This is a genomic window from Ruegeria sp. CE12, assembly GCF_056537525.1.
Window position 1 is genome coordinate 404,870 of record NZ_JBQFRS010000002.1, and the last position, 26,454, is coordinate 431,323.

At 56.3% G+C, this 26,454-nt stretch carries 29 protein-coding genes and 1 tRNA gene; 13 read left to right on the forward strand and 17 right to left on the reverse strand.

The window, feature by feature from the left end; translation table 11 throughout:
• Positions 1 to 137: 137 nt before the first annotated feature.
• Both ACR0IO_RS06795 and ACR0IO_RS06800 read right to left on the reverse strand, forming a co-directional pair.
• On the reverse strand, positions 138 to 587 hold the full coding sequence (locus ACR0IO_RS06795; protein ID WP_480740309.1) for an N-acetyltransferase family protein: 450 nt from the start codon (positions 585 to 587) through the stop codon (positions 138 to 140).
• A 125-nt stretch (positions 588 to 712) separates the two neighbouring features.
• A complete protein-coding gene (locus tag ACR0IO_RS06800) occupies positions 713 to 1,558 on the reverse strand; it encodes an AAA family ATPase (protein ID WP_155150871.1) in 846 nt (281 codons plus the stop codon).
• 386 nt (positions 1,559 to 1,944) lie between these two features.
• On the opposite strand from ACR0IO_RS06800, the gene dksA reads away from it, so the two are divergent.
• Positions 1,945 to 2,367, forward strand: coding sequence for an RNA polymerase-binding protein DksA (dksA, locus tag ACR0IO_RS06805; RefSeq protein WP_170331092.1), 423 nt, complete (start codon positions 1,945 to 1,947; stop codon positions 2,365 to 2,367).
• Positions 2,368 to 2,439: 72 nt separating this feature from the next.
• Entirely contained in the window at positions 2,440 to 3,588 is a 1,149-nt protein-coding gene (locus tag ACR0IO_RS06810) for an FAD-dependent monooxygenase (RefSeq protein WP_480740310.1), read from the forward strand.
• A gap of 4 nt (positions 3,589 to 3,592) precedes the next feature.
• Here ACR0IO_RS06810 and xth read toward each other — a convergent pair whose 3' ends face one another.
• Together xth and ACR0IO_RS06820 are read right to left on the reverse strand one after the other, a co-directional pair.
• Positions 3,593 to 4,372, reverse strand: coding sequence for an exodeoxyribonuclease III (gene xth / locus ACR0IO_RS06815; RefSeq protein ID WP_480740311.1), 780 nt, complete (start codon positions 4,370 to 4,372; stop codon positions 3,593 to 3,595).
• A gap of 60 nt (positions 4,373 to 4,432) precedes the next feature.
• Positions 4,433 to 4,756, reverse strand: coding sequence for a HesB/IscA family protein (locus tag ACR0IO_RS06820; protein WP_155150862.1), 324 nt, complete (start codon positions 4,754 to 4,756; stop codon positions 4,433 to 4,435).
• Positions 4,757 to 4,832: 76 nt separating this feature from the next.
• On the opposite strand from ACR0IO_RS06820, the gene ACR0IO_RS06825 reads away from it, so the two are divergent.
• The gene (locus tag ACR0IO_RS06825; protein WP_480740313.1) at positions 4,833 to 5,975 is read left to right on the forward strand and encodes a deoxyguanosinetriphosphate triphosphohydrolase; all 1,143 of its coding nucleotides are present in this window, start codon (positions 4,833 to 4,835) and stop codon (positions 5,973 to 5,975) included.
• Here the strand turns inward: ACR0IO_RS06825 and ACR0IO_RS06830 are convergent, their stop codons facing one another.
• A complete protein-coding gene (locus ACR0IO_RS06830) occupies positions 5,976 to 6,485 on the reverse strand; it encodes a putative pterin-binding protein (protein ID WP_480740314.1) in 510 nt (169 codons plus the stop codon).
• A 175-nt stretch (positions 6,486 to 6,660) separates the two neighbouring features.
• On the opposite strand from ACR0IO_RS06830, the gene argS reads away from it, so the two are divergent.
• The 6 genes from argS (at position 6,661) to ACR0IO_RS06860 (ending at position 12,307) form a co-directional block, all read left to right on the forward strand.
• On the forward strand, positions 6,661 to 8,406 hold the full coding sequence (gene argS, locus ACR0IO_RS06835; RefSeq protein ID WP_480740317.1) for an arginine--tRNA ligase: 1,746 nt from the start codon (positions 6,661 to 6,663) through the stop codon (positions 8,404 to 8,406).
• 39 nt (positions 8,407 to 8,445) lie between these two features.
• Complete coding sequence (locus tag ACR0IO_RS06840) at positions 8,446 to 9,561, forward strand: SPOR domain-containing protein (RefSeq protein WP_480740319.1); 1,116 nt, start codon at positions 8,446 to 8,448, stop codon at positions 9,559 to 9,561.
• Positions 9,558 to 10,565 carry a beta-N-acetylhexosaminidase gene (gene nagZ, locus ACR0IO_RS06845; protein WP_480740320.1) on the forward strand — a complete coding sequence of 336 codons (1,008 nt, stop codon included), beginning with the start codon at positions 9,558 to 9,560 and terminating at the stop codon, positions 10,563 to 10,565. The genes ACR0IO_RS06840 and nagZ overlap by 4 nt, the downstream gene beginning before the upstream one ends.
• Complete coding sequence (locus ACR0IO_RS06850; protein ID WP_155150848.1) at positions 10,555 to 11,349, forward strand: segregation and condensation protein A; 795 nt, start codon at positions 10,555 to 10,557, stop codon at positions 11,347 to 11,349. Before nagZ ends, ACR0IO_RS06850 begins: the two co-directional genes overlap by 11 nt.
• On the forward strand, positions 11,342 to 12,001 hold the full coding sequence (gene scpB, locus ACR0IO_RS06855; RefSeq protein WP_480740321.1) for an SMC-Scp complex subunit ScpB: 660 nt from the start codon (positions 11,342 to 11,344) through the stop codon (positions 11,999 to 12,001). The genes ACR0IO_RS06850 and scpB overlap by 8 nt, the downstream gene beginning before the upstream one ends.
• A gap of 63 nt (positions 12,002 to 12,064) precedes the next feature.
• Complete coding sequence (locus ACR0IO_RS06860) at positions 12,065 to 12,307, forward strand: hypothetical protein (RefSeq protein ID WP_480740323.1); 243 nt, start codon at positions 12,065 to 12,067, stop codon at positions 12,305 to 12,307.
• Here the strand turns inward: ACR0IO_RS06860 and ACR0IO_RS06865 are convergent, their stop codons facing one another.
• The 8 genes from ACR0IO_RS06865 to ACR0IO_RS06900 all read right to left on the reverse strand — a co-directional run bounded on the left by ACR0IO_RS06865 (position 12,308) and on the right by ACR0IO_RS06900 (position 17,663).
• Positions 12,308 to 13,387, reverse strand: a complete 1,080-nt coding sequence (locus tag ACR0IO_RS06865; RefSeq protein WP_155150842.1) for a 2'-deoxycytidine 5'-triphosphate deaminase — start codon at positions 13,385 to 13,387, stop codon at positions 12,308 to 12,310.
• Positions 13,388 to 13,448: 61 nt separating this feature from the next.
• Positions 13,449 to 13,525: transfer RNA gene (locus ACR0IO_RS06870), tRNA-Pro, on the reverse strand.
• 61 nt (positions 13,526 to 13,586) lie between these two features.
• On the reverse strand, positions 13,587 to 14,189 hold the full coding sequence (locus tag ACR0IO_RS06875; protein WP_480740324.1) for a MerR family transcriptional regulator: 603 nt from the start codon (positions 14,187 to 14,189) through the stop codon (positions 13,587 to 13,589).
• Positions 14,190 to 14,207: 18 nt separating this feature from the next.
• Entirely contained in the window at positions 14,208 to 14,510 is a 303-nt protein-coding gene (ihfA, locus tag ACR0IO_RS06880; protein ID WP_008755922.1) for an integration host factor subunit alpha, read from the reverse strand.
• 97 nt (positions 14,511 to 14,607) lie between these two features.
• On the reverse strand, positions 14,608 to 15,579 hold the full coding sequence (locus ACR0IO_RS06885) for a beta-ketoacyl-ACP synthase III (RefSeq protein WP_480740326.1): 972 nt from the start codon (positions 15,577 to 15,579) through the stop codon (positions 14,608 to 14,610).
• A 21-nt stretch (positions 15,580 to 15,600) separates the two neighbouring features.
• The gene (gene plsX / locus ACR0IO_RS06890; RefSeq protein WP_480740328.1) at positions 15,601 to 16,689 is read right to left on the reverse strand and encodes a phosphate acyltransferase PlsX; all 1,089 of its coding nucleotides are present in this window, start codon (positions 16,687 to 16,689) and stop codon (positions 15,601 to 15,603) included.
• 24 nt (positions 16,690 to 16,713) lie between these two features.
• Positions 16,714 to 16,920 (reverse strand): 50S ribosomal protein L32, encoded by a 207-nt coding sequence (gene rpmF, locus ACR0IO_RS06895; protein ID WP_008756996.1) that lies wholly within the window; start codon positions 16,918 to 16,920, stop codon positions 16,714 to 16,716.
• Between the two features lie 206 nt (positions 16,921 to 17,126).
• Entirely contained in the window at positions 17,127 to 17,663 is a 537-nt protein-coding gene (locus ACR0IO_RS06900; protein WP_480740330.1) for a YceD family protein, read from the reverse strand.
• Positions 17,664 to 17,746: 83 nt separating this feature from the next.
• On the opposite strand from ACR0IO_RS06900, the gene ACR0IO_RS06905 reads away from it, so the two are divergent.
• The 3 genes from ACR0IO_RS06905 to ACR0IO_RS06915 all read left to right on the forward strand — a co-directional run bounded on the left by ACR0IO_RS06905 (position 17,747) and on the right by ACR0IO_RS06915 (position 20,932).
• Complete coding sequence (locus ACR0IO_RS06905) at positions 17,747 to 18,223, forward strand: outer membrane protein assembly factor BamE (protein WP_155150825.1); 477 nt, start codon at positions 17,747 to 17,749, stop codon at positions 18,221 to 18,223.
• A gap of 97 nt (positions 18,224 to 18,320) precedes the next feature.
• Complete coding sequence (locus tag ACR0IO_RS06910) at positions 18,321 to 19,061, forward strand: GNAT family N-acetyltransferase (RefSeq protein WP_480740331.1); 741 nt, start codon at positions 18,321 to 18,323, stop codon at positions 19,059 to 19,061.
• A 59-nt stretch (positions 19,062 to 19,120) separates the two neighbouring features.
• Complete coding sequence (locus tag ACR0IO_RS06915; protein ID WP_480740333.1) at positions 19,121 to 20,932, forward strand: ABC-F family ATP-binding cassette domain-containing protein; 1,812 nt, start codon at positions 19,121 to 19,123, stop codon at positions 20,930 to 20,932.
• Between the two features lie 70 nt (positions 20,933 to 21,002).
• Here ACR0IO_RS06915 and ACR0IO_RS06920 read toward each other — a convergent pair whose 3' ends face one another.
• The 3 genes from ACR0IO_RS06920 to ACR0IO_RS06930 all read right to left on the reverse strand — a co-directional run bounded on the left by ACR0IO_RS06920 (position 21,003) and on the right by ACR0IO_RS06930 (position 23,016).
• Positions 21,003 to 21,548 carry a sugar O-acetyltransferase gene (locus ACR0IO_RS06920; protein ID WP_480740335.1) on the reverse strand — a complete coding sequence of 182 codons (546 nt, stop codon included), beginning with the start codon at positions 21,546 to 21,548 and terminating at the stop codon, positions 21,003 to 21,005.
• A 9-nt stretch (positions 21,549 to 21,557) separates the two neighbouring features.
• On the reverse strand, positions 21,558 to 22,313 hold the full coding sequence (locus ACR0IO_RS06925; protein ID WP_480740337.1) for a 3-hydroxyacyl-CoA dehydrogenase: 756 nt from the start codon (positions 22,311 to 22,313) through the stop codon (positions 21,558 to 21,560).
• Between the two features lie 238 nt (positions 22,314 to 22,551).
• A complete protein-coding gene (locus tag ACR0IO_RS06930) occupies positions 22,552 to 23,016 on the reverse strand; it encodes a phosphate-starvation-inducible PsiE family protein (protein ID WP_480740339.1) in 465 nt (154 codons plus the stop codon).
• Between the two features lie 347 nt (positions 23,017 to 23,363).
• Between ACR0IO_RS06930 and ACR0IO_RS06935 the strand changes: the two genes are divergently transcribed.
• Complete coding sequence (locus tag ACR0IO_RS06935) at positions 23,364 to 24,716, forward strand: metal-dependent hydrolase family protein (RefSeq protein WP_480740341.1); 1,353 nt, start codon at positions 23,364 to 23,366, stop codon at positions 24,714 to 24,716.
• 408 nt (positions 24,717 to 25,124) lie between these two features.
• Here ACR0IO_RS06935 and tyrS read toward each other — a convergent pair whose 3' ends face one another.
• Positions 25,125 to 26,375: a tyrosine--tRNA ligase gene (tyrS, locus tag ACR0IO_RS06940; protein ID WP_480740344.1), complete on the reverse strand. Its 1,251-nt coding sequence runs from the start codon at positions 26,373 to 26,375 to the stop codon at positions 25,125 to 25,127.
• Positions 26,376 to 26,454 lie beyond the last annotated feature (79 nt).

The following is a 26,454-nucleotide window of genomic DNA, read 5'->3' on the forward strand; positions in this document are numbered from 1 at the left end:
CAGAGGCTGGGACCTGCTAAACGACTTTGCCGGTGGCAGTACGATTTCTACGGTTTTGACCTCACTCGGAAGTTCAATCGATTCAACCGTAGTGCATCCAGCCATGATGGCGCCAACTAGAACAAAGCTCCAAAGCTTCACGGGCGCTGGTACCTGATGAATGGGGTAAGCTTGCCTATTCGGTCATAGAGCTTACGCGCAGTATGATTGAAATCCTGCGTCAGCCAATACACGCTGGGTGCACCTTTGTTGTCGGCCTCAGCATACACTGCTTCGATCAACGCCCGGCCGATACCGGTTCCACGTGCTTCGGGACTAGCAAACAAATCTTGCAGGTAGCAGACGCTTTCAACCTTCCAAGCATGGCGATGAAACAGAAAATGGGTCAGGCCAACAAGTCGTCCATCAACCTCAGCGACGAAGCATGAGAAATCATGCGGATCATCTCCTAGTAACCGTTCAAAAGTCGTCTCATAGATTTCATCCGCTACTTCGGTTTCGTAAAACGCCAAGTAGTCGCGCCACAAAACCGACCATTCCGGACGGTCAGCGGCTTTCAGGGGTCTGATGATCGGAGCTTGGGTCAAATGGCTATCCTGTGTTTGGCATGAAAGCGCGACCCAGTGAGGGGCCGCGTGCATGTTTGGCCGATGCTGGCAGCCAACCTGCCATATGGCAAGCCGTGATCACCGGATGTTCATGTCCCGGCTGATCAGCGCTTGCTGCGCGCCATAAAGGCGAGCCGTTCAAACAGGTGCACATCCTGTTCATTCTTCAGCAACGCACCATGAAGTTTGGGCAGCGCGTCCGCTCCTCCGCGCTTGAGGTCTTCGGCAGTCAGATCCTCGGCAAGAAGAAGCTTTAGCCAGTCCAGCACTTCGGAGGTCGATGGTTTTTTCTTCAGCCCCTGCGTCTCGCGAATTTCGTAGAACTGGGTAAGGGCAGTGGTCAGCAGAGAGTCTTTGATGCCAGGATGATGTACCTCAACGATCCGGCGCATCGTGGCCTCATCCGGGAAACGGATATAGTGGAAGAAACAGCGGCGCAGAAACGCGTCAGGCAGTTCTTTTTCGTTGTTCGACGTAATGATCACGATCGGGCGGTTCTTGGCGCGGATCGTTTCGCCTGTCTCGTAGACATGGAACTCCATCTTGTCGAGTTCCTGCAGCAGATCGTTGGGAAATTCGATATCGGCCTTGTCGATCTCGTCGATCAGCAGAACAACCTTTTCGTCCGCATCGAATGCCTGCCAAAGCTTACCTTTGCGAATATAGTTCGACACGTCATGAACGCGCTCTTCGCCCAATTGACTGTCGCGTAAGCGGCTTACGGCGTCATATTCATACAGGCCCTGCTGCGCACGGGTGGTGGATTTCACGTTCCACTCGATCATCTTCAGACCCAGCGCACCGGCGACCTGTTTCGCCAACTCGGTCTTGCCGGTTCCCGGCTCGCCCTTGACCAGCAGAGGACGCTCGAGTGTGACGGCAGCGTTTACTGCTATCGTCAGGTCGTCGGTGGCGACATACTCGGCTGTGCCTTGGAAACGTGCGGTCATTGGGCCCTCATGATCAGTTTGCGCGCGGTGCGGGCATAGATTGTGTTGCCCGGGTTACAGAGAGGAGGATATTTTTACAAGCATGGCCGCTACGTCGCGTCACGATGAATTTCTCTGCGACTTCAATCCGTTTTGCTTGATTCGCACGCATTCGGGTAAGCCGGTGGTTGAAAAATGCCTTGGAATAGCCCGGCAATTTTCACAGAAAAACAAGGTTTTGTTGTTTAAAGTCTCATATTTAGACTGGTGAGCGTGACGGTAAACTGTGCAGAAGTTTGTGTAGTGACATTCTGTGCCCTGTCGGATAAACGCTCCGCAGAAGGGGGTGCCAAATGTCAGGTGAAACTACCGCGACCGACGTTTCTGGCCATACCGAGGGAGCCAATATGAAGCAGGAAGTTTTTCTGCCGGAGGATTATCGTCCGGCCGAAGATGAACCTTTCATGAATGACCTTCAGCTTGAGTATTTCCGCCGCAAGCTGCTGGATTGGAAGAACGAACTTTTGGCGGGCAGCCGCGATACTATCGAAGGCCTGCAGGACAATACCCGAAATATTCCCGATGTCGCCGACCGCGCGAGTGAGGAAACCGATCGTGCGCTAGAGCTGCGCACCCGGGATCGTCAGCGCAAGCTGGTGGCCAAGATCGACTCGGCCCTGCGCCGGATCGACGAAGGCGAATACGGATATTGTGAAATGACGGGTGATCCGATTTCACTCAAACGTCTGGATGCACGTCCAATTGCAACTATGACGCTTGAGGCGCAGGAGCGTCACGAGCGCCGCGAAAAAGTCCACCGCGACGATTGATCGCTGGAATATAACAACACATGAACGCCGGGGCCTGTAGCTCCGGCGTTTTTTTTGCGCTAAGCCCGGGACATGAATATCGAGGGTCTCAAGTTTTGCGTTATTGGCGCTGGTATTGGCGGGTTGGCCGCAGCCATCGCTTTGCGTCAACGTGGTGCTGAGGTTCTTGTACTCGAACAAGCCGCAGAAATAGCTGAGGTAGGTGCCGGTCTACAGATCAGTGCCAATGGCACGCGCGTCTTACGTGCACTTGGCGTGGTTGGTGACGTGCCGGAAGCTGGCCAGAAATCCTATGGCACAGTGCTGAGGGATTACCGCGGTGGACGGTTCATAAGTCGCATTCCCGCGCCAGCAGCCGGACCGACGTATTACTATCACCGAGCCGACCTGATCGACTTGCTGCACCGCGCGGCTGTCGCCACTGGAGTGAACATCCAGCTGAACGCCAAGGTGGAGCAAATCCATGATGCCCCAGATGATGTGGGCGTAGTTTTGGGTAATGGCGAAGAAATTGGTGCCGATTGCATAGTAGCTGCCGACGGAGGGCGAAGCAGTATTCGCGCTGCTTTGAACGGCGAAGAGCTACTTGGTTTCACGCATCAGGTTGCCTGGCGTGCAACAATTCCCTGGGATCGTAATCTGACAGCCCCAAAGGCGCATCTGACGATGGGGCCGGGCCGTCACGTTGTAACCTATCCATTGCGCAACCAAAGCCTCATGAACATCGTTGCAATCGAGGAGCGTTCTGACTGGCAGGAGGAGGGCTGGCGCCTCAAGGGTGATCCCGACGATCTCCGCGCCCGCTTTGCCGATTTCGGCGGCAAGGTGCACGAGGTCCTGCAAGAGGTGCAAGAAACGCATCTATGGGCTCTTTTCCTGCGTCCCGTCGCCCGCAAATGGCAGAACGGACGAATTGCCCTTTTGGGTGATGCGGCGCATCCAACGCTGCCATTTATGGCGCAGGGTGCTTGTCTTGCGCTGGAAGATGCGTGGATACTGGCGAAGTCCTTCGATCAGGGCGACGTCACCAGCTCTTTGGAGGCTTATGAAACCAAGCGTGCCCCACGTGCGCGCAGGGTTGTCGATGCAGCTTCATCAAACGCGCGCAATTTCCATCTGCGTGGTCCCATGAGGATCGCTGCCCAAATGGCTCTGACAGCTTTGGGTCCAAGGATGGGGCGGCGTTACGACTGGATATACGATTACGACCCTACGGCGTAAGCGGTTACAGATCGAGATCGACCCAGACGGGAACGTGGTCCGACGGTTTTTCGTGCCCGCGCACTTCGGCGTCGATCTTGCAATCGCGCATCAGATCAGCAGCCTGCGGCGTCAGCAGGAAATGGTCGATCCGAATACCATCGTTCCTGTTCCAAGCCCCGGCCTGATAGTCCCAGAATGAATAGTGTTCGGGCCCTTGAGACACGGCGCGAAACGCCTCGGTGAAACCCAAATTTAATATCTTGCGAAACGCCGCGCGGCTTTCCGGACGGAACAGTGCATCCTCGCGCCACGCATCCGGGCGTTTGGCATCCTCGGCCTGGGGAATGATGTTGTAGTCACCAGCCATCAGAGCGGGTTCTTCCGTCGACAACAGGTCGCGCGCCCGATCATAAAGACGCTCCATCCAAGCCAGCTTATACTCGTATTTGGGGCCAGGCACGGGATTTCCGTTCGGAAGGTAAAGGCCGCAGATGCGAAGCGCTTTTTTGCCGATGACAGTCGCCTCGATCCAGCGCGCTTGTTCATCTTCATCATCGCCGGGCAGGCCGCGGGTCACGTCCTCAAGTGGCAGCTTGGACAGGATCGCCACACCGTTGAAGCTTTTTTGTCCATGGGTTTCGACGTTATAGCCGCGTTCCTCGAACAGCTCGCGGGGGAAATTCTCGTCGATCGATTTGATCTCTTGCAGGAGAACGACATCGGGCTGCGCATCATCCAGCCATCGGGGCAGGGCTTCGGCCCGCGCTTTGATGCCGTTGATGTTGAACGTGGCGATTTTCATGCGCGATCCTCCGGCTGGCTGCCGGTTGATCTATCCCTCAACCGCGCGGGCAGGGCAAGGTCACATTGAAAATGAAGTGCCGCAGCCGCAGGATGAGGTTGCGTTCGGGTTTTCGATCACAAACCGCGCACCGATCAGTTCCTGTGTGAAATCGATCACCGCGTTTTCCAGAAACGGTAGCGAAATCGAGTCGACGATTACTTTTTCACCCTTGCCTTCCAGCACAAGGTCATCCTCTTTGGGCTCGTCCAGCGCGATTTCGTATTGAAAACCGGAACATCCGCCGCCTTCCACAGCGACGCGCAGGGCCTGACCCTGATCTGCTGCGCCGATTTCGGCGAGACGCTCAAAAGCGCGTTCAGTGACTGTGGGGGGCAGATTCATGCCAAACTCCAAAGGTTTATTTCCTTTACGCCTTACAATATAGAAATTGCAAGGACAGGCGACAAGGACAAGACCTTTGGACATAGCGGGTTTTGCCTCAGACCCAGGCCGCGCAAGAGGGCGGCTTGTGCCAGAGGAGGAGAGCAGTTTCCGGTCATGCTTTCAGCGTGACCGAGACCGGATCATACACGCCAGCGCGTTTCGGCGGCTCAAGCACAAGACGCAGGTGTTTGTTGAGCATGAGGGTGACAGTTATCGCACCCGGCTAACGCATTCGATTGAAGTCGCTCAGGTTGCGCGCACGATTGCCGGGGCTTTGGGTCTGAATGGCGAGCTGACCGAGGCGGTCGCACTTGCCCATGATCTTGGCCATACGCCGTTCGGTCATACCGGCGAGGATGCTTTGCATGCGTTGATGGAACCCTATGGCGGGTTTGATCACAACGCCCAAGCCATTCGGATCGTTACGAAACTCGAGCGTCACTATGCGGAATTCGACGGGTGCAACCTGACGTGGGAATGTCTCGAAGGGATTGCTAAGCACAACGGACCGGTCACGGGGGAGTTGCCGTGGGCACTGGCAGAATGCAACGAAGGTTTTGATCTGGAACTGCACACTCACGCCAGTGCCGAGGCACAGGTGGCAGCGCTGTCTGACGACATTGCCTATAACAACCACGATCTGCTGGATGGATTACGGGCGGGGTTGTTCACTGACGAAGAGATTCAGCAGTTACCGATTGTCGGCGATTGTTATGCTGAAGTTGATCAGAAATATCCCGGCTTAGACCGCTATCGCCGCCGGCACGAAGCGCTGCGGCGCGTTTTTGGGGTGATGGTTTCCGACGTGATCGAAACCTCCCGGGAGCTGATATCCCAGTCGGGCGCAAAGACGGTGGAAGATATACGGCACCTGGGTTACCCGGTGATCCAGTTTTCCGACGGGCTTTGGTCACAACTCAAAGAAATCAGGGCGTTCTTGTTCGCGCGCATGTACCGAGCACCAACAGTCATGCAGGTGCGGGAAGAGGTCAGCAAAGTCGTTGAGGACCTGTTCCCGATATATCTGAATGATCCCAAGCAGATGCCTCAACGTTGGCACGATGATATCGAAGCAGCTAGGACCGAGACGGCACTTGCGCGCATTGTCTCAGACTACATCGCAGGGATGACAGACCGATTTGCGTTGCAGGATCATGCAAGGCTTACCGGCAACTGATCACTCAATTCCGATATAGGCGATCGCCCAGACCTGTTGCCCGGATTGCTCCTGCGCCAGATCAGCATCGTCCGTAGGTGGAAAGACGATCATGGTAGGGCCATAGCCACCAATGCCCATGGGGACGCCGTCAGCGTGCGTCGCAACGATTGGTTGGTGCGCAGCGATACTGTCCCACGGGATTTGGGACTGATACCCGTCCATGGCAACCGGAGTTGCTGCTTTGCCTTCTGCACCGGCCATGATCATGACGTCCGACAAGCGCGGCCCGGAAAAGGCTATATCACGTTTGTTTCCTTCAGGGCCGTAGGAAATGGTGATTTCGGTCTGATCCATTCCGTCCAACATGGCTGCATCAAAACCTGCCGCCCCATCGTGCTGAACCTCGAGATACCCGAGCAACCCACCATCATCTTCACCACGCGCGGGCAAGTTGGTCTCTGTGATCGCACCACCCAGCGTCAACAACACGTGCCCTTGCGGAGCGGGCATCTCGGCCCAGGCCGGCATGGAAGTCGATAATAGAACGGCAAAGAGTAGGGCTAAGCGCATGGATCGGTCTCCGTTTCCTGAATTTACGCTGACAGTAGCGGGCTTTGTCGGTAAACCAAGTCCCAACTGATCGCTTCCATTGACCTTACCGTGCTGCGTGGTAAACCGCCGGGCAAGTAAAAGGACATCCGAAATGAACCTGTTTTCCGAGATCCGCGGCCTCGTACTGGACGCGCTGGCACAGATGCAGTCCGAAGGCGCTCTGCCCGAGGGGTTGAGCTTTGACAACGTGGCCGTTGAACCGCCGCGCGATGCCGCACATGGCGACATGGCGACAAACGCTGCGATGGTGTTGGCGAAACCAGCCAAGATGAAGCCGCGTGATATCGCCGACGCGCTTGCCGGAAAGCTGGCGGCGGATGACCGGATCACCAGCGCCGAAGTGGCCGGTCCGGGCTTCCTGAACCTGCGGTTGGCGCCGTCGGTGTGGCAGGGTGTTCTGTCGGCTGTGTTGGAGCAGGGCACCGATTATGGCCGCTCGACCATGGGTCATGGCCAGAAGGTTAACGTGGAATACGTGTCTGCGAACCCCACCGGTCCGCTGCATGTTGGTCATACGCGGGGCGCTGTTTTCGGGGATGCTCTGGCGAGCCTGCTCGCATATTCCGGCCACGATGTGACCCGTGAGTATTACATCAACGACGGTGGTGCGCAGGTGGATGTGCTGGCGCGGTCGGCGTACGAGCGGTACCGGGAGGCGAATGGTCTGAGCCCAGAGATCGCCGAGGGGCTATACCCGGGTGACTATCTGATCCCGATCGGTGAGGCGCTGAAAGAGAAGTATGGCGACAGCCTAATCGACAAGCCGGAAAGCGAATGGCTGGAAGATCTGCGCGAGTTCTCGACCGATGCTATGATGGACCTGATCCGGGCTGACCTGAAGGCGCTGGGTGTTGAGATGGACGTGTTCTTCTCGGAGAAATCGCTCTACGGCACCGGCAAGATCGAAGCTGCGCTGCAGTCGCTGACCGACAAGGGCCTGATCTACGAAGGCGTGCTGGAACCACCGAAGGGCAAAAAGCCCGAGGATTGGGAGCCGCGCGAGCAGACCCTGTTCAAGTCCACCGAGCATGGCGATGACGTCGACCGTCCAGTCAAGAAGTCAGACGGCAGCTGGACCTATTTCGCCCCGGATATCGCCTATCACTATGACAAGGTGACCCGCGGATTTGACGCGCTGATCGATGTGTTCGGCGCGGATCATGGCGGCTATGTCAAACGGATGAAGGCGGCCGTGTCGGCGCTGTCCGATGGCAAAGTGCCGCTGGACATCAAGCTGACACAGCTGGTGAAGCTGTGGAAAAACGGCGAGCCATTCAAGATGTCCAAGCGGGCAGGGAACTTTGTCACCCTGCGAGATGTGGTCGATCAGGTTGGTCCGGATGTCACCCGGTTCGTGATGCTGACCCGCAAGAACGACGCGCCGCTGGACTTTGATTTCGACAAGGTTCTGGAGCAAAGCCGCGAGAACCCGGTGTTCTACGTGCAATACGCCCATGCCCGTGTCATGAGCGTGCTGCGCCGCGCCGCCGAGGCCGAGATTGCCGCAGACGATGCGACCTTAAAAGGCGCTGATCTAGGTAAGATCGACCATGCCTCGGAACTGACGGTTGCCAAAAAGCTGGCGGAATGGCCCCGCTTGGTCGAGATCGCCGCCCGTACCAATGAACCGCATCGGGTCGCTTTCTACTTGTATGAGCTGGCTGGTGACTTCCACGCGCTCTGGAATAAGGGCAATGAAGAGCTTTCTCTGCGTTTCATCCAGGATGGCGATGTTGCCACAAGCCAATCAAAAATCGCATTGGCCCGGGCCGTTTCTGTTGTGATTTCAGCGGGCTTGGGTATTCTTGGCGTCACTCCGGCGCAGGAGATGCGGTAACCAATACCGCCCAAACCGCCGGATCGAGGCAGACAAGAAATGACCCGCGCGCCATGTTTTCAGGCGCATTCGGGCGGTGAGGCGGAAATGGCGAGTTACGATTACTCGGGGCAAACAGGCCCCGAGCACATGCATTACACGAATCAGCCGCATCCTGAGGATGCGTATGACTATTCCGACGAAATGCAGGGTTATGACGAAGCTCCGCGTGGCGCAGGCGGGCTGGGCCGCATGGTCAATGTCCTTGGTGCGGTCGCCTCTCTGGCACTGGTCGCAGGCGTTGGTGTCTGGGGTTACAAGCTTGTCATGCGCGATGTCAGCGGAGTGCCTGTCGTGCGCGCAGCCGAAGGCCCGATGCGTATTCAACCTGAAAATCCTGGCGGCACCCCAGCTGATCACCAAGGGCTTGCCGTCAACACAGTTGCTGCTGAAGGTTCGGCAGCACCTCCGGCAGATCGCCTGATCCTTGCACCTCGTCCGGTGTCTCTGACTGACGAAGATGCTCCTATGGGCACTCTGCAGCCGACACCAGCGGTACATGTGGTCGAGGAAGAAATTACCAATCAGGAAGCCGCCGAGTTGCGTCAGGGCGCTGTTGATGCACTGGTTGCGGAATTGGCAGGCGAGGCTGCCAACCCCGCGCAGGCCCAGGAGCCGGGGATCCAGCTTGCATCGCTGTCCACACCTGAAGAAGAGCCAGCGATTGATCCCGCAGATCTTGCGGCACAATTGCCTGACCCCGCCATTGCCGCGCTGCCGGGTGTGCGACGCTCTCTGCGTCCACCCACGCGTCCGGCGCGGGCGACGCCCAGTGGGATTAGCGCAGACAGCAATACCGAGGATGCCATCAACGCTGCTGTCAAAGCTGCGGTTGGATTGGATGTGAGCCCGGATTCGCTGAGCAAAGGAACTCGTCTGGCGCAGCTGGGCGCTTATGAAAGCGTCGAAGTTGCGCAGGCCGAATGGGATCGGGTGAACGGGCGTTTCTCAGAGTATATGGTTGGAAAACAGCGTGTTATACAAAAAACATCAAGTGGTGGGCGCACTTTCTATCGTCTGCGGGTGTTGGGTTTTGAGGACCTGAGCGACTCGCGTCAATTCTGCGCTGCTCTGGTTGCGCAAGGCGCAGACTGTATCCCGGTCGCTGTCCGGTGAAGTTCGGAGCCGCAATCACTGACGCCGAAGGATTGCGTCTGACACCCGAAGAAAAAGCACTGTTTCGTAAAATGAACCCGTTTGGGTTCATTTTGTTTGCCAGAAACATAGACACAGCCGATCAGGTCCGTGCCCTTTGCGATGACTTTCGAGAAGCTGTAGGCCGGGATTGCCCGATTACGGTTGATCAGGAGGGCGGGCGCGTTCAGCGTCTGCGCGCACCTTTGGCTCGTGAATGGTTGCCGCCGCTTGATCACGCCGAACGGGCGGGTGAGGCAGCAGAGCGGGCCATGTACCTGCGTTACCGTCTGATTGCCCATGAGCTCTGCTCCTATGGCATCGACAGCAATTGTGCACCAATGCTCGACATAGCCCGGGAAGGGACGCATGCCTTTCTGAAGAACCGTTGCTACGGTCATGATGCCAACCACGTTGCACGGATTGGGCGTGCAGTAGCGCAGGGTCATCTGGATGGTGGCGTTCTGCCCGTCATGAAGCATATGCCGGGACATGGTCGTTCCACACTGGACACTCATTTTGATTTACCCCATGTCGACCTGTCGCTCGAAGAACTGGAGCAGAGTGATTTTGCCCCATTCCGTGCACTGAACGATTTGCCCATGGGAATGACCGCGCATCTGGTTTTTGAGAAGATCGACGCGCAGCCTGCTACGATCTCGGCAAAGATGATTAAGGTCATCCGTCAGAATATCGGCTTTGACGGGCTGATCATGACTGACGATATCTCGATGAAAGCGCTAAGCGGATCTGCGGCTGAGTTGTCGCTCAAGGCGCTTCAGGCAGGCTGTGATATTACCCTGCATTGCAATGGCTCATTTGCGGACCGTGCTGAAGTGCTGGAAGCGGTCGGTGAAATGTCAGACGATGCTCAACGTCGGGCGGAACATGCGCTTGCGATGCGTAAAACCCCGGCAGAACTTGACATCGAGGCTGCTGAGGCGGAACTATCCCGTTTGATGAACGGGCAGGTGTATGACGGATAACCTTTTCAGCGAAGACCCAATCTCGGTTGCTGATCGCCTTGCGGCCGAGGCTCTTATCGTTGATGTGGACGGGTTCGAAGGCCCGCTGGATGTTCTGCTGACCCTGTCGCGGACGCAGAAGGTTGATCTTCGGAAAATCTCAGTTCTGGCTTTGGCGCAGCAATATCTCGCCTTTGTTGAGAAGGCGCGTGCGCTACGGATCGAACTTGCGGCAGACTATCTGGTTATGGCCGCATGGCTGGCCTTTCTGAAATCCCGCCTTCTACTGCCACCCGATCCTGACGAAGAGGGGCCGACCGGTGAGGAACTGGCCGCACATCTGGCCTTTCAGTTGGAACGGTTGCAAGCCATGCGGGATGCCGCCGCGCGTCTGATGGCGCGCGACCAGCTTGGGCGCGATTTCTTCAAACGCGGGCAGGGCGAAGATATCACTCGCATCCGTACCGTGACATACTCGGCAACCTTGCTGGACCTGATGCAGGGTTACGCGCGTATCCGCACGCGTGACGAGTTTCGGCCCTTTGTCATGGATCGCGACGCGGTCTTTACAATGGAGCAGGCGCTGGAGCGTATGCGTCCGCTGATTGGGTTCGCTGGAACATGGACCGATATGGAAACCTATCTTCCAGACGGATGGGACGCTGATCCAGTGCGCAGGCGGTCGGCCACGGCAGCGACATTTGCGGCTTCGCTGGAACTGGTTAAAGAAGGACATATGGAGATCAAGCAAAGCGACACCTTTGCCCCCATCCATTTGCGTAAGAGGACCGATAAACGTGACTGACGCTCCTAAAGATGATGGCACAGGCACCCTGTTCGAAGCGCCCCCTTTGGCCGAGCAGGAACGTATGGTCGAGGCTGTTCTGTTCGCGAGCCCGGAACCGGTGACCGTTGCGGATCTTGAGGCACGCATGCCCCATGGCAGCAATGCTGCTCAAGCGATCGAAATGCTTCAGAAACGGTATGAAGGGCGGGGTGTTCGGGTTGTAAAAGTTGGTGAGGCCTGGGCCATCCGTACCGCACCCGATCTGGGGTTCCTCATGCAGAAGGAAACCGTTGAAACCCGCAAGCTGAGCCGCGCGGCCATCGAAACTCTGGCCATCGTTGCCTATCACCAACCGTGCACGCGGGCTGAGATCGAAGAAATCCGGGGCGTGTCGGTTTCGCGCGGGACTATCGATCAATTGCTTGAGATGGAATGGATCAGGCTGGGCCGACGGCGTATGACACCGGGTCGTCCTGTCACCTTCGTGGTAACACCCGAGTTTCTGGATCATTTTGGTTTGGAGAATGCACGCGACTTGCCGGGTCTCAAGGAACTGCGTGCCGCTGGTTTGCTGGAAAATCGACCGCCTCCGGGTGCCATGCCGCTGGGTGAAGGGCGTGATGATGATGAGAGCGAAGAGGATCAGACGGAACTCTTCGAGGAAGAGTGATCAACTCGCCCTTTTGTCGTCGCCACAAGAGCATATGTTCTTACGCAGAAAGCGGAGGAAGCCATGAACGCGAACCGGATCATAGATATGATTGTGCGGCAGGTAATGCGCCGCCTTGTCAGCCGTGGGGTGGACAAGGGATTTGATCTGGCCGATCGAATGTCGCGCAAACCGGGTGAGAAATCCGCTCCGCCGCGCGATCCTGAAACCGCGCGTAGAATGCAACAAAGCTCCAACCAGCAGAAACAAACCTTGAAGCAGGCGCAGCGAATGACACGCCAAATGCGCCGGTTCATGAAGTTCTGATTAGCTGACTGCCTTGAAGTGCTTGGATAGTTTCAGGCCCTGTCCCTGATAGTTCGAGGCAATTCCTGCCCCGTACAGTTGGGTTGGCATCTCGGCCATGCGTTCATAAACCAATCGCCCCACGACCTGACCGTGTTCCAGCACAAATGGCGCTTCGTGGCAGCGAACTTCCAGCACGCCCCGAGAACCAGCCCCGCCTGCAGCAGCATGACCGAATCCGGGGTCAAAGAACCCAGCATAGTGCACACGAAATTCGCCCACCATGGCGAGGTAGGGTGCCATTTCGGCCGCATACATCGGAGGGATATGAACGGCCTCGCGGCTTACCAGAATGTAGAATGCACCCGGGTCAAGAATGATCCGGCCATCACGCGTCCGCACTTCTTCCCAATAGTCCTGCGGGTCGTAGCCACCGATGCGGTCCAGATCGATCACACCGGTATGTGGTTTGGCGCGATAGCCGACCAAATCTGTTTCGGGCAGTTTCAGATCGACTGAGAAACCAAGACCATCCTGAATCACGGCAGGACCATCTACCAGTGGCGATTCTGCGTGCAGGCTTGTCAGTTCAGCGTCAGTCAGAACCGCTTGTCCCTTCCGAAAACGGATCTGGTTCAAGCGCATTCCGGGGCGCACCAGAACCGAGAATGAGCGGGGGCAAATCTCGGCATAAAGCGGGCCGGAGTAGCCAGCCGGAACACGGTCAAACTCGGTGCCGCCATCGGTGATCGTGCGGGTCAAAAGATCAAGACGTCCGGTTGAGCTTTTGGCATTGGCAACGGCGCTGGTGTCCGCTGGCAGTGCCAAAGATTCCATGAGTGGCACAAGATAGACGCAGCCCTTCTCAAGAACAGCGCCCTCGCTGATATCTATCCGGTGCATTTCAAACTCGGACAGACGATCGGAAACGGTTCGGCCTTCACCGGCAAGAAAAGAGGCTCGAACACGGTAAGCCACTGTCCCTAAACGTAAATCAAGGCTCGCGGGTTGAATCTGTGCAGGCAGAATATCAGGGCTGGCGGTGAGTTCACCGCGCGTAATCATCGCCTCGATTTGCTGGTTTGGGCAAACACCTGTCATCTCGATCCCCCCTTGTGCCAGAGCGGGATCTGGCCTTTGTGCCATAAACGTCGGTGTGATTTGGTCGGGCTAGCAGGACTCGAACCTGCGACCTTCCGTCCCCCAGACGGACGCGCTACCAGGCTGCGCCATAGCCCGACGTTGAGGTGTTCATAAAGACTTTCCCGGCAGGGGCAAGAGGAAATCATCGCCTTTTTGTTTATCCTGCCGATCGATCTTCGACCCGGTTTAGCCAAGCTCGCAAGTCCTTGGCAATCGGTTCTATCTTGCGCAAAACCTCATCGTCGAAATCCGTTGTCTGCCATGCTTGTGAAGCGATACCACCAAACAAAGGCGCTGTGCTGACCTCACCCAGTTCTGACGGTGCCTCAGTAGGTTTCTCGTCAGCTTCACCTTTTGAGCCAGCACCATTGACCTTTTGGTCAGACCCTACCTGCAAGTCCATGTCGATTTGCGCGTTTGGAGGTGTAGGCTTGGGGGCAAAGGGGACGACGGTCTCATCTGCAGGTGCAGGTGCCGAGTTTTCATCAAGGCTCTGCGACAGCGATGACACATAGCCAACGCCTTGCTCGCGCAGAATACGCTGAACGCCCTTTATCGTAATCCCATCCTCGTGCAGCAGTTTTTTGATGCCGCCAAGCAGCCGCATGTCATTCGGGCGATAGTAACGGCGCCCGCCTGCACGTTTGACTGGTTTTACCTGACTAAACCGGCTTTCCCAGAAACGCAGGACATGTGCCTGAACACCGAGCCAATCCGCAACTTCACTGATTGTGCGAAATGCGTCGGGAGACTTGCTCATACCTGCGCGACCTCAGATTTACTTACGATTCCCGGCAGCAACACGATCCTTCATCAGATGCGAAGGACGGAAGGTCAGCACGCGGCGCGGCTGAATCGGAACCTCTTCACCGGTTTTGGGGTTGCGGCCGATCCGGGCGGTTTTGTCCCGGACACTGAACGTGCCAAAAGACGAAATCTTGACTTGCTCGCCACGCACCAAGGCGTCGGACATGTGGTTCAGAACGCTTTCGACCAGTTGCGCGCTTTCGTTGCGTGAAAGGCCAACTTCACGAAAGACGGCCTCGCTCAGATCCATGCGAGTCAGTGTTTTATCGCCCATGCTATTTTCCCCTGTTTATATTAAAGCATATGGTTAGGGGAAATTCGCTGTCAATATCAATGAATTGCAGGCGGCTGTGTAAGCCGGTTTGTGCCAGTTACCAGCGCAGAACCACCGCACCCCAGGCCAAACCGCCGCCAATAGCTTCGGTCACGATCAGATCACCAGGCTTGATCTGTCCGCGTTCCTTGCCCACCGAAAGGGCAAGGGGAATCGATGCAGCAGATGTGTTGCCGTGATCCTGAACAGTCACCACGACATTCTCCATCGGCAGCCCCATTTTCTTGGCTGTGCCCTGGATAATGCGGATGTTGGCCTGATGTGGAACGATCCAGTCAACGTCGCCACTGGTTAGCCCGGCGCGACCCAACGCAGTCTCGGCAGTTTTTGCAAGTTTCTCAACAGCATGCCGGAAAACCTGATTGCCCTGCATCCGCAGATGACCGGTCGATTGCGTCGACACGCCGCCATCTACGTAAAGCAGATCTTTGTAGCGTCCATCCGAGTTCAGATCTGTAGAGAGAATTCCGCGATCATCCGATGATCCGTTACCGTCCTGTGCTTCAAGCACCAGCGCACCCGCGCCATCGCCGAACAGCACACAGGTTGAGCGGTCGCTCCAATCCATGATTCGTGAAAAGGTCTCTGCTCCGATGACCAGAACGCGCTTGGCCTGCCCGGACAGGATCAAGGCATTGGCGTTGCTCAGCGCAAAAACGAAACCGGCGCAAACTGCCTGAACATCAAAGGCGAACCCGTTTGTCATGCCCAACCGGGCCTGAACCATGGTTGCCGCAGAAGGGAAGGTCAGATCAGCGGTAGAGGTTGCCAAAACGATCGCGTCGATATCACTCGCCTCGAGTCCGGCATCCTTCAGGGCTGCTTCGGCAGCTTTGGTCGCAAGATCCGAGGTGGTTTCGTCATCTGCCGCAAAGTGCCGGCGCTCGATCCCTGAACGAGTGCGAATCCATTCATCCGATGTGTCCAGCGTCTGTTCAAACTCAGCATTTGGAACGACGCGCTCTGGCAAATAATGCCCAACACCTACAACAACTGAACGGCCTGCCATTTTGGGTTACTGCCTTCTTTGTTATTTTTTCGTCTGCGGCGCAGCATGCGCGGCATCTTGTGCAAGCTCGGCTGTTGATGCAACCCGTGCCGCCAATTTTTCGGAAAACCCGGATTGGGCCAGCGTAAAGGCCAGTTTCACAGCCGCAGACACGCCGGTCGAATCAGCGCCGCCATGTGATTTGATGACTGTACCATTCAGGCCCAGAAAGACCCCGCCGTTCACGCGGCGCGGATCAATGCGCTTTTTCAAACGCTGAAGCGATGTGATCGCAAGAACCGAAGCCAGTCGTGAAAGGGGGGTGTATTTAAACGCTTCACGCAGCAGTTCGCCGATCAGGCTGGCAGTACCTTCGCCTGTCTTGATGGCGACATTTCCGGTAAATCCATCTGTTACAATCACATCTGCCTTGTCGCCGGGGATGTCACTGCCCTCGACAAAGCCCACGAAATCGAAATTCGCCCGGTCGGCGAAATCGGCGATCATGGAGTGTGCTTCTTTGAGCTCGGCGCGGCCCTTGTGCTCTTCGGTGCCAACGTTCAGCAAGCCGATGCGGGGCCGGTTCAGTGCCATACCATTGCGCGCGTAAGACGCGCCCATCAGCGCGTATTGCAGCAAATCCTTAGCGTCGGCCCGTACATCCGCGCCCACGTCCAGCATCACGTTGAATCCCTGAGGGTTGCGCGATGGCCACAGAATGGCGATTGCGGGCCGGTTGACACCAGGCAGTCTGCGCAGGCGCATCATCGACAATGCCATCAGTGCACCGGTGTTCCCGCAAGACACCGCACCATGCGCTTCACCCTGACGGACTGCCTCCAAAGCGGACCACATCGAGGTTTGTTTGCCGTTTCGGACAACCTGACTGGGCTTGTCTTCCATCGTGACTACATCCGGGCAATCACGAAAAACGACGCGTCCTTCAAGGACACGCCGTTTGGCTACAAGCTTGCGCAGCACATCTTCGGGGCCATGGAGAAGAAACCCGATTTCGGGATTCTTCTTTGCCGATTTCGCAATTCCAGCCACTACAACCGCGGGACCTGAATCCCCGCCCATTGCATCAACCGAGATAACGATCCGTCCGGTTTGCGTGGGCTGCGCCGTCATGCCAGAACCTGCGTTTAATCAGGCTTAGGCCGCGTCTTCGTCCAGGTCGATTTCATCGGCCTGCGCGACGACTTCGCGATCGTCATAGTGGCCGCAGGATGCGCAAACGTGGTGCGGACGCTTCAGCTCGCCGCAGTTCGGGCATTCGTTCGGGTTTGCAGCAACCAGAGCGTCGTGTGCGCGGCGGTTGTTGCGACGCGACTTGGAAACTTTGTTCTGTTGGACGGCCATGGTCTCAACCTTTGTCTACTAAAGGGTCAGCAGATTCGCCGCCGACCGGGTTTCATACTTCGTTTTCTCGTGGTTCGACGCGCGTTTAGGGTACATGCCCCACGTTGTCCAACCCAAATTCCGATGAGCGCGCGAAAATACTGCGATTCTCGACATGTTCAAGCGATTTTTCTGACCGCCTGCTATGACAGGAAATCAATCTTGTGTCACTCGTCTTTTTTCAGGGCATCACGCAAACCCGCCAATCCGGCAAAGGGTTTAACATCTTCGTCCGTAATCGCTTGTTTTCCGGGTTCGGTATAGTTTGCCTCACCCAGATGCGCACCATCTTTGCGCGGATACTGGGGCAGGGCCAGCGATAAGGCCTCGATCATGACCTGCGCCGGGTCGATTTCCGGGCCGAGTGCTTCGGTTTCATCATCCTCTGGCATTTCAAATTCGGGTTCGTCGGGTTCGGACCATTCCGCCAGAAACAACCGTCGTACAGGTACATCGATACGAGTCGTTACAGGATCCAGCGTGATGACACAGGGCTGGATAACCGTGGCACCCAGTTTTGCGGTCAGAAGCCAATCGCGCTTTCCCTGCGCTTGAACTGAACCTACAAAGCTGACCTTGCGTAGCCCCAACAGGCCCAGTTCCTGCTTGATCGCATCCAATTCAGGCGAACTGGGGCGCAATTCGAACGGGGTGGGCGTGTTCTGAGGCAGATCAGCTACCCGTAAGGATGATTGGTTCGTCATTCTGACTCTTTCCTGTGTTGAACCGTAGCACCGGTTTCTGTAATCGGATAGAAGCCGCAAGGTGCCAAGGCAAGAGGGTGAAGATGTCGAAGGTAATGAACAAGCTGAAACCAGCGTCCAAAGCGCTAGCATGCGGCGTTGTTTTGTCCGGGCTCTTGGCCTGCTCCCCTGTCATTAAGCATCACGGCTACGTTCCGACCCCTCACGAACTGGCTGAAGTGAAGGTGGGGGTGGATACCCGGGATACTGTTCTCGAAGCGATTGGCGCGCCAAGTGCCGCCGGCGTATTGCGTGATTCCGGCTTCTACTATGTGTCTTCTGAGGTTCGCCATTTTGGCCCCAAGCGACCAAAGGTCATCTCGAGAGAACTGGTCGCCGTGAGCTTTGATCAGCGTGGTGTTGTCAGCAACATTGAGCGATTTGGTCTCGAAGACGGGTATGTCATCGTTCTCGACCGCCGCGTGACCGATTCCAGCGTTCAGGACAAAGGCTTCCTGCGTCAGCTGCTGGGCAACATCGGTAACTTTAATCCGGCAAACATCCCGGGGGCTAACAACTAATTCACTCCTGGCTCTTGTTCCTTCACGGGACAGTCACAAAATTTGTGATAGGAGGGCGGCGAAGACCTAAGGGTATGCAACCGCGGAGGATGCGACCATGGCCAGTGCAGTGTTGCTGAACAAAGGGCGCTATCGTGCCCGGTTGGCGCAGTCGGCGCCGGACGTGACGGCTGCGCAAGCGTTGCGAACGCTGGCCTTTGCCACCGAGCAGACCGATTGGGACGACTTTGACAACATCTGTGCCCATGTTCTGATTGAGGATATGCGGTGCGGTGGTCAACTGGTCTGCTGTTTTCGCATGTTGACGATGGAAAATGGGAGCGAGATTGGTCGAAGCTACTCATCCCAATACTATGATTTATCAGCATTAGGGGAATTCAGCGGTCGCATGGTCGAGATGGGCCGATTCTGCATTCACCCAGATTGGTCCGATCCGGATATCCTGCGTGTTGCGTGGGGTGCGATGACGGCCTTTGTGGACCGAAACGGGGTCAAGATGCTGTTCGGCTGCTCGTCTTTTGCCGGGACTGAGACCGAGGAGTACCTTGATGCTTTCGCTATGCTCAAACATCGGCATCTTGCACCAAAGCGATGGTTGCCTCGCGTGAAAGCACCGGATGTATTTCGTTTTGCTTCCCGGCTTCGTCGCCGACCCGATGCGAAAAAGGCGATGCTGCGTATGCCGCCCTTGTTGCGTACCTACTTGCTGATGGGTGGGTGGGTCAGCGACCATGCGGTCGTGGATCGGCACATGAATACGCTGCATGTGTTTACCGGGCTCGAGATTGGGGCCATTCCCCCGGCACGCAAAAGGTTGCTGCGTGCAATGGCGGTGTAATCCGAAAAAGGTCGGGCAGGGGCGTTGACGCCCTGATCATGCCGGTTTAGCTGGCTGGCATGGCGAGAATTCCTTTGTTGCAGATGTCCGGCATTTCCCTGACTTTCGGGGGTGATCCGGTATTTTCGGATGTCGATCTGGTGGTCCAACCCGGTGACCGTGTTGCGCTGGTCGGGCGAAACGGATCAGGCAAGTCCACCCTGATGAAAGTGATGGCCGGTCTGGTCGAGCCGGATCAGGGCGATATCGTGATTCCTCCGGGGAAATCCGTTGGATACATGGAGCAGGACCCGGGGATGGAGGGGTTCGCCACACTGGGTGACTACGCTTCAAGCGGGTTGGAGCCAGGTGAACTTTATAAGGTCGAACGCGCGGGTGAGGGCCTGAAATTTGATCCGTCCCGCGCTGTTGAGACCGCCTCGGGTGGTGAACGCCGGCGCGCGGCGCTGGCTAAGCTGATGGCCGAAGCACCTGACCTGATGCTGCTGGACGAGCCCACCAACCATCTGGATATCGAGGCGATTGCGTGGTTGGAGCGGGAACTTGGCGCGACACGTGCGGCCTTTGTGCTGATTTCTCACGACCGGGCGTTTCTGCGGGCATTGACCCGGGCGACTTTGTGGGTCGATCGCGGTGAAGTGCGTCGTCAGGAACAGGGATTTGAGTCGTTCGAAGCATGGCGCGATAAGATCTGGGAAGAAGAAGATCAGAAGCGGCACAAGCTGAATCGCCTGATAAAATCCGAAGCGCGTTGGGCGGTCGAAGGTATCAGCGCTCGCCGCAAACGTAATCAAGGCCGTGTTCGTGCCCTTCAGGCCTTGCGCGCAGAGCGCGCATCGCAGATCAAGCGGCAGGGTTCGGCAGCGATGTCTTTGGAATCTGGCCCGAAATCCGGTAAAAAGGTCATCGAAGCCAAAGGGTTATCCAAGTCATTTGATGGCAAGCCGGTTGTCCGAAACTTTGATTTGTTGGTGCAACGCGGTGATCGCGTGGCCTTTGTCGGTCCGAACGGAGTTGGAAAAACTACGCTGCTGAAAATGCTGCTGGGCCAGACCGATCCTGATGAAGGGACGGTGACATTGGGTACCAATCTTGAAGTCGCTGTCTTTGATCAGACCCGCGCTCAACTGGATCCCGAGATGAGCCTTTGGGACAGTCTGACCGGAGACCCCGAAATGCGGGTGTCAGGTAAGGCCGATCAGGTGATGGTTCGCGGTCAGCCCAAGCACGTTGTGGGGTATCTCAAGGAATTCCTGTTCGATGATCAGCAGGCAAGAGCGGCTGTTAAGTCCTTGTCTGGTGGGGAAAAAGCGCGATTGCTGCTTGCCAAACTGATGGCGAAATCATCGAATCTGCTGGTGCTGGACGAACCGACAAACGATCTGGACGTTGAAACACTGGACCTGCTGCAGGAATTGCTGGACGATTTTGACGGGACAGTTCTGCTGGTGAGCCACGACCGGGATTTCCTGGACCGAGTCGCGACGACAACGATTGCGATGGAAGGAAACGGTCAGGCCACCGTTTATGCAGGTGGATGGTCAGACTATATCGCCCAACGTGGCGATGTTACTGCCAAAAAGGAAGAAAAAACAAAGATCAACAAGCCTAAGGTCAAGCAGGAGGCAAAGCCGAAATCCGGGTTGTCCTTTTCCGAAAAGCACCGATTGGAAAAACTGCCGTCCGAGATTTCAAGGCTTGAAGCAGAGATCGCCAAACTGGAAGAGCTGATGTCGGACCCCGAGTTGTTTTCGCGGGAACCGATCAAGTTCCAGAAGGCCACAGATGCGCTGGTCGAACGGCAGGAAAAACTGTCTGCTGCAGAGGAAGAATGGCTGTTGCTGGAAGAAAAAGCCGAGGCAGGATCTTAGGATTTGTACAAGGTCCGAACGCCACCTTATCCGGTTTGTACAATCCTCGGCTCAAGCCAAATGAGAGCGTTCAGGTGATCGGGCGCGCCGGATTGCCGACGACGGTGACGCCGTCGGCGATGTCTTTGGTCACAACACTGCCTGCACCGATCGTGGTATTGTCGCCAATCGTCACTCCGGGAAGAATGATCGCACCTCCGCCGATCCAGACACTTTGACCGATGGTTACGGGTAGGGCGATCTCAAGACCTTGTGCGCGTTCAATCGGATCCTGCGCATGTTGGGCACAGTAGATCTGGACGCCGGGGCCGAACATTGTGTCACTGCCGATCCGAACAGGCGCGGTGTCGAGAATGGTGCACCCAGCGTTGAAATACACCCGCTCACCCAAGTGAATGTTCAGGCCGTAGGCGCAGTGAAACGGGGCTTCGAGCAAACAGCCTTCACCAGTTTCGGCAAACAGGGACTTTAACTCAGGTGCAAGCGGACCGCGCAAATCCGGTACGGTGTGATTATGGGCATGGACCGCGCGTCGGGCCTGCATGCGCAGGTCTTCTAATTCGGGGTCCATGCAATTGTACCAATGGCCGGACTGCATTTTCTGCCGCTCGCTCATGAGGCAGACCTAGCGCATCCGCAGCGCGCCGTCGATGCGGATGACCTCGCCGTTCAGATATCCCATCTCGACAATGAACCCTGCCAGCCGCCCGTATTCGCGCGGATCACCCAGACGAGGCGGATTGGGCACATCAGCCGCCAGTTGCTGCTGCACCTCTTCCGGCAGACCGGCCAGCATCGGGGTCATGAAGATACCCGGCGCAATGGTCATCACCCTGATACCGCTGGAGGCAAGGTCACGCGACATGGGCAGGGTCATACCGACTACACCGCCTTTGGACGCGGCATAAGCGGCCTGACCCTTTTGGCCGTCAAAGGCTGCAATCGACGCCGTGTTGATGATCACACCGCGCGCGCCGTCTGACTCCGGGTCGTTCTTGGCCATTTCGGCCGAGGCAAGGCGGGATACGTTGAACGTACCGACAAGATTGATGTCGATTGTGCGCTGGAAAGCGTCCAAAGGGTGGGGGCCATCCTTGCCAACGGTTTTGATGCCATAGGCGATGCCGGCGCAGTTTACTGCCGCAGTAATCTTGCCCATTTTTTCGACTGCCAGAGCGATGGCTGCAGCAACGGACGCCTCGTCGGTTACGTCCGTCTGTGCAAAATGCCCACCAATCTCAGCCGCAACCTGCGCGCCACGCTCGGCATCACGGTCCAGGATCGTGACCTGCGCACCATTTTCGGCAAAGTAACGGGCGGTGGCTTCTCCCAAACCCGACGCGCCGCCTGTGATAATGGCGGCAGTGGTGGACAATTGCATGGCGGGCTCCTCTTCCCGTAATATGAACATGTGTTCAAATAATCGGAAGAGCCTGTTGCTGTCCAGTCATCTGGTGAAGGGGGAAGTCATGGAATGCCTGTTCTCAGCCCTTAGTGAGACTTCAACATCCACTATTGTCTTGCTCACACAGCAAGTTGCCGAGCGCGCGGACTGAAGATTCAATGTCGCTATGTGAAAGACGACGGTGCCCAGAATTGTGGACACTGGAAGTTTCGACTTACGGTTTTCTAGCGATAAGCCAATACGTTATGCCCAATGCAAGGCCGATTGCTGCGTAACCAAGAAAGTACTGAGGTTCCAAATTTTTGTCATCGAGCGTGATGATCTTTCGAGCTACCGCCATCAAGGCTGTCGCGACAACTAGCTTGATGTGGATGACGTCGGCGGTCAGATAGAGAGTGATATTTGTATAAATCTCTATCGCAATGAGTACGACCAACACAGCACTGAAAACCGCGAGAAGGTCACTGACCTCTAGGATATATACAGGCGGTTCCATCAACTTCAGAAATGTTGTGAAACCGGCATCAATGATGGCTAGTAGAATGATGCCGAGCATGAGAACGGACAAAGCTCTGACCCCGTGGCGGATCATGCGGTTACACCATCGAACGATGGCATCTTCATGATCAGGGTCTAGTTCCACATGCGCTGGGATGGGCTTGCTTTCATCACCACTCACTGCAATCTCCAGTTCCGTTTTGGCTCGTCAGCAGGAAAGATGTCATCCAGATGCATCGCCCACTTTGACTTTGACTGAAGTATCACACAAAACGAATGTGTTTTTCTAGGCTGATCTGTTGGTTATCCAAACATGCCGGTGAGGTTGTTGCCAACTTTCTCAATGGGTTATTTCGACAAGTGGGTTAAGCAGCTTGCGGAGATTGAGCCCTGTCCCAAGTAGTTTCCGCTTTAGAAGTCGACTGCGTGGCCGCGAACTGACGCTCTGAAACGCGTGGTTGCGTTGACTTAGACTACCTTGCACGCAATTCTGGATCGTGATCGCACATATTCGAATGGGTTTAAGCAATGACCGTCGTTGTAGTACGCGCAATTCTATCCGCTACACTGTCGTTCCTTTTGGCTTTCGGAGTGGCGGCGCAAGACGAACTGCCGCGAACGCTGTTTGTCGATGTAGACGTTTTTGACAGTGTAAACGCGGCGGTCATTGAGAACGCCAATGTCCTTGTCGAGGGCAATTTGATTGCCAAGGTGTCGACCGATCCAATCGAGCCGAATGGTGCTGTTGTCATAGACGGCCAAGGGCGGACTTTGATCCCCGGTCTGATAGACGGCCACAACCACATCATGCTGCCGACCTCTCCCTTGGCCTTGGCGTATAACCTTCACTGGTCATACACGGGCGCCCTGGTCACGCGAGAAGCGGAACGCATGTTGATGCGGGGCTTCACGACATTGCGGGACGCGGGTGGCCCGTCCTACGGTATCGCGAAGGCGATTGACGAAGGTATCGTTCCCGGGCCACGAATCTTTAGTTCAGGTCACTGGATCGGCCAGACATCCGGTCACTTTGACTTTCGTCTGTACAATGACACCCATCACCGTCAGCGCACTGAGCGAACTGCCTTTGAGCGCGAATGGTCGTTCATCGCTGACGGCGTATCTGAGGTGCGGGCAGCCACCCGAGAGGTGCTGCGCCTCGGGGCCACTCAGATCAAAATCAGCCTGGGTGGAGGCAACTCCACTCCCTATGATCCATTGGACACAACCCACTACAGCCCCGAAGAAATCCGCGCTGCGGTTGAGGCCGCTGAGGACTGGAACACCTATGTCATAGTTCATGCCTACACTGATGAGTCTGTCATCCGGGCGCTCAAGGGCGGGGTAAAGAGCATCGATCATGGCAACATGATTTTTGAGGAAGAGACCATCCGTGCCATTCGCGATGCCGGGGCCATACTCAATCCGCAGTTTCTAATCTTCACGCCGGACGAGAATATGTTGGCCGCAGGCGATCCCGCGACCATCGAGAAGGGCGCGCCACTGCGCGACAATGTCGAAAACTATGTTGCGTTGATCAAAAAGTACGACCTTCCGATTGCGTTCGGTGTTGACTTGTTTGGAGCCCCTGAGCTTATGGCGATGCAGAACCTTGAGTTCGAACGCCGAGGCCGCTGGTGGTCAGGTGCAGAAGTATTGCAACAGGCCACTTTCAACACTGCAAAGCTATTGGAGATGTCGGGACCGCGAAATCCCTACCAGCAGGGACCACTAGGTGTGATTGAAGCGGGAGCATACGCGGATTTGATATTGGTGGACGGTGACCCAGTTGAGGACATCAACTTGCTGGTCGACCCGGAGACAAACTTTCTAATTATTATGAAGGATGGTGTTATCTACAAAAACACGCTTGGGGGTTAATGTATTTTCGCATGTATCTGATTCTATTATGTTTAGGGTTTGGTTTTGGCGACCCTGCCACCATTAACCCGAGACGGGCATGACTAGTTTGCTCCAGGATCGGAAGCAGCCTTTTTTCAGCGCTTGGGGTGTTGTCGCGCTACTTCAGTGATTTCGCCATCTACAACCTCGAAGATCTGTAAAAGCAATCTGCCGGTGTTGGTCGGCGGCTGTGTTCAATCCACGATATTCTGCAAAGTCCGATTTCTTCGCATCGCCAGCCTTCGTCTGGCGCAGTGCGGAATACGCAACGAATGGCCGCTGTGTTTGCAAACTGAGCATTCAACGCATCCAAATGGGTCGAGCCCTCAATTGAAAACGGCCACCCCGATGGGTGGCCGTCTATTTCGACGCTCTGACTGGGGCTGTTTACCCCAACTGAACCAATGCGTGGCGCTTTTTACCCGCGCTTAGCTTGATGGGTGAGGACAGCGCGTCGGCATCAATCATTAGACCGGTATCGGTCAGGGGCGCGTCGTCCAGCTTGGCGCCGTTTTCGGCGATCAGGCGCTTGGCCTCCTTGCCGGATTTGGCCAGACCGGACTTCACGATGATCTGCACGATCGACATGCCGTCACCCAGTTCATCCGCGCTGAGGGTCAGTGTGGGCAGATCGCCTCCGACACCACCTTTTTCAAATACTTCGCGCGCTGTCGCTTCGGCAGTCGCAGCGGCTTCGGCTCCGTGCAGCAGGGTGGTGACTTCGTTTGCGAGGCGGATTTTGGCCTCGTTGATCTCGGACCCGGCCAGAGCGCCCATCCGGTCGCATTCTTCGACAGGCAGTTCGGTGAAGATCTTCAGGAACCGGCCCACATCCGCATCGGTGGTGTTGCGCCAGAACTGCCAGAACTCGTAGGCCGACAGCATATCGCCGTTCAGCCATACCGCGCCGCCCTGCGATTTGCCCATCTTGCGGCCGTCGCTGGTGGTCAGAAGGGGCGTGGTCAGGCCATAGATCTCGTGATCCAGCACCCGGCGGGTCAGGTCGATGCCGTTGACGATATTGCCCCACTGGTCTGAACCGCCCATCTGCAGAACGCAGCCATAGCGGCGGTTCAGCTCGAGGAAGTCATAGGCCTGCAGGATCATGTAGTTGAACTCGAGAAAGCTCAGCGATTGTTCACGATCCAGCCGCGATTTCACGGATTCAAAGCTCAGCATCCGGTTGACCGAGAAATGCCGCCCGATGTCGCGCAGAAAATCCAGGTAGTTCAAGCTGTCCAGCCATTCGGCATTATTCAGCATCAGAGCGCCGGTTTCACTGTCGTCATAGGACAGGTACTTGGCGAAGACCTGCTTCATGCCTGCAATATTGGCGTCGATCTGTTCAGGGCCCAGCAGTGGGCGTTCATCAGAGCGGAACGAGGGGTCTCCCACCTTAGTGGTGCCACCGCCCATCAGGGTGATCGGTTTGTGGCCGGTCTTCTGCAACCAGCGCAGGACCATGATGTTCATCAGGTGACCCACGTGCAGTGACTGCGCCGTGGCGTCATACCCGATATAGGCTGTTTGCACCCCGCTGATCAGTGCCTCATCAAGGCCCTGATAATCGGTGCAGTCGGCGAGAAAGCCGCGCTCGATCATCGTGGCGATGAAATCCGATTTGGGGTGGTAGGTCATGTCGTGCCTCGGGTTAATGTTGCGGGGCACTGTATAGGCGGCGCTGTGGGTAAGGAAAAGGCACCTTTTCCATGAAAAA

What these genes read in the sequence shown, in the direction of transcription:
- rpmF (WP_008756996.1), bottom strand. Translation starts at nt 16,920, where the DNA reads ATGGCCGTCCAACAGAACAAAGTTTCCAAGTCGCGTCGCAACAACCGC.
- ACR0IO_RS06820 (WP_155150862.1), bottom strand. Translation starts at nt 4,756, where the DNA reads ATGAATCTGCCCCCCACAGTCACTGAACGCGCTTTTGAGCGTCTCGCC.
- ACR0IO_RS06830 (WP_480740314.1), bottom strand. Translation starts at nt 6,485, where the DNA reads ATGCCGGCCTGGGCCGAGATGCCCGCTCCGCAAGGGCACGTGTTGTTG.
- ACR0IO_RS06865 (WP_155150842.1), bottom strand. Translation starts at nt 13,387, where the DNA reads ATGACAGGTGTTTGCCCAAACCAGCAAATCGAGGCGATGATTACGCGC.
- tyrS (WP_480740344.1), bottom strand. Translation starts at nt 26,375, where the DNA reads ATGACCTACCACCCCAAATCGGATTTCATCGCCACGATGATCGAGCGC.
- ACR0IO_RS06800 (WP_155150871.1), bottom strand. Translation starts at nt 1,558, where the DNA reads ATGACCGCACGTTTCCAAGGCACAGCCGAGTATGTCGCCACCGACGAC.
- ACR0IO_RS06850 (WP_155150848.1), top strand. Translation starts at nt 10,555, where the DNA reads ATGACGGATAACCTTTTCAGCGAAGACCCAATCTCGGTTGCTGATCGC.
- argS (WP_480740317.1), top strand. Translation starts at nt 6,661, where the DNA reads ATGAACCTGTTTTCCGAGATCCGCGGCCTCGTACTGGACGCGCTGGCA.
- ACR0IO_RS06875 (WP_480740324.1), bottom strand. Translation starts at nt 14,189, where the DNA reads ATGAGCAAGTCTCCCGACGCATTTCGCACAATCAGTGAAGTTGCGGAT.
- ACR0IO_RS06915 (WP_480740333.1), top strand. Translation starts at nt 19,121, where the DNA reads ATGGCGAGAATTCCTTTGTTGCAGATGTCCGGCATTTCCCTGACTTTC.
- ACR0IO_RS06860 (WP_480740323.1), top strand. Translation starts at nt 12,065, where the DNA reads ATGAACGCGAACCGGATCATAGATATGATTGTGCGGCAGGTAATGCGC.
- ACR0IO_RS06900 (WP_480740330.1), bottom strand. Translation starts at nt 17,663, where the DNA reads ATGACGAACCAATCATCCTTACGGGTAGCTGATCTGCCTCAGAACACG.
- dksA (WP_170331092.1), top strand. Translation starts at nt 1,945, where the DNA reads ATGAAGCAGGAAGTTTTTCTGCCGGAGGATTATCGTCCGGCCGAAGAT.
- ACR0IO_RS06810 (WP_480740310.1), top strand. Translation starts at nt 2,440, where the DNA reads ATGAATATCGAGGGTCTCAAGTTTTGCGTTATTGGCGCTGGTATTGGC.
- plsX (WP_480740328.1), bottom strand. Translation starts at nt 16,689, where the DNA reads ATGACGGCGCAGCCCACGCAAACCGGACGGATCGTTATCTCGGTTGAT.
- ACR0IO_RS06885 (WP_480740326.1), bottom strand. Translation starts at nt 15,579, where the DNA reads ATGGCAGGCCGTTCAGTTGTTGTAGGTGTTGGGCATTATTTGCCAGAG.
- ACR0IO_RS06910 (WP_480740331.1), top strand. Translation starts at nt 18,321, where the DNA reads ATGGCCAGTGCAGTGTTGCTGAACAAAGGGCGCTATCGTGCCCGGTTG.
- ACR0IO_RS06905 (WP_155150825.1), top strand. Translation starts at nt 17,747, where the DNA reads ATGTCGAAGGTAATGAACAAGCTGAAACCAGCGTCCAAAGCGCTAGCA.
- ihfA (WP_008755922.1), bottom strand. Translation starts at nt 14,510, where the DNA reads ATGGGCGATAAAACACTGACTCGCATGGATCTGAGCGAGGCCGTCTTT.
- xth (WP_480740311.1), bottom strand. Translation starts at nt 4,372, where the DNA reads ATGAAAATCGCCACGTTCAACATCAACGGCATCAAAGCGCGGGCCGAA.
- ACR0IO_RS06925 (WP_480740337.1), bottom strand. Translation starts at nt 22,313, where the DNA reads ATGCAATTGTCCACCACTGCCGCCATTATCACAGGCGGCGCGTCGGGT.
- ACR0IO_RS06840 (WP_480740319.1), top strand. Translation starts at nt 8,446, where the DNA reads ATGACCCGCGCGCCATGTTTTCAGGCGCATTCGGGCGGTGAGGCGGAA.
- ACR0IO_RS06920 (WP_480740335.1), bottom strand. Translation starts at nt 21,548, where the DNA reads ATGAGCGAGCGGCAGAAAATGCAGTCCGGCCATTGGTACAATTGCATG.
- ACR0IO_RS06935 (WP_480740341.1), top strand. Translation starts at nt 23,364, where the DNA reads ATGACCGTCGTTGTAGTACGCGCAATTCTATCCGCTACACTGTCGTTC.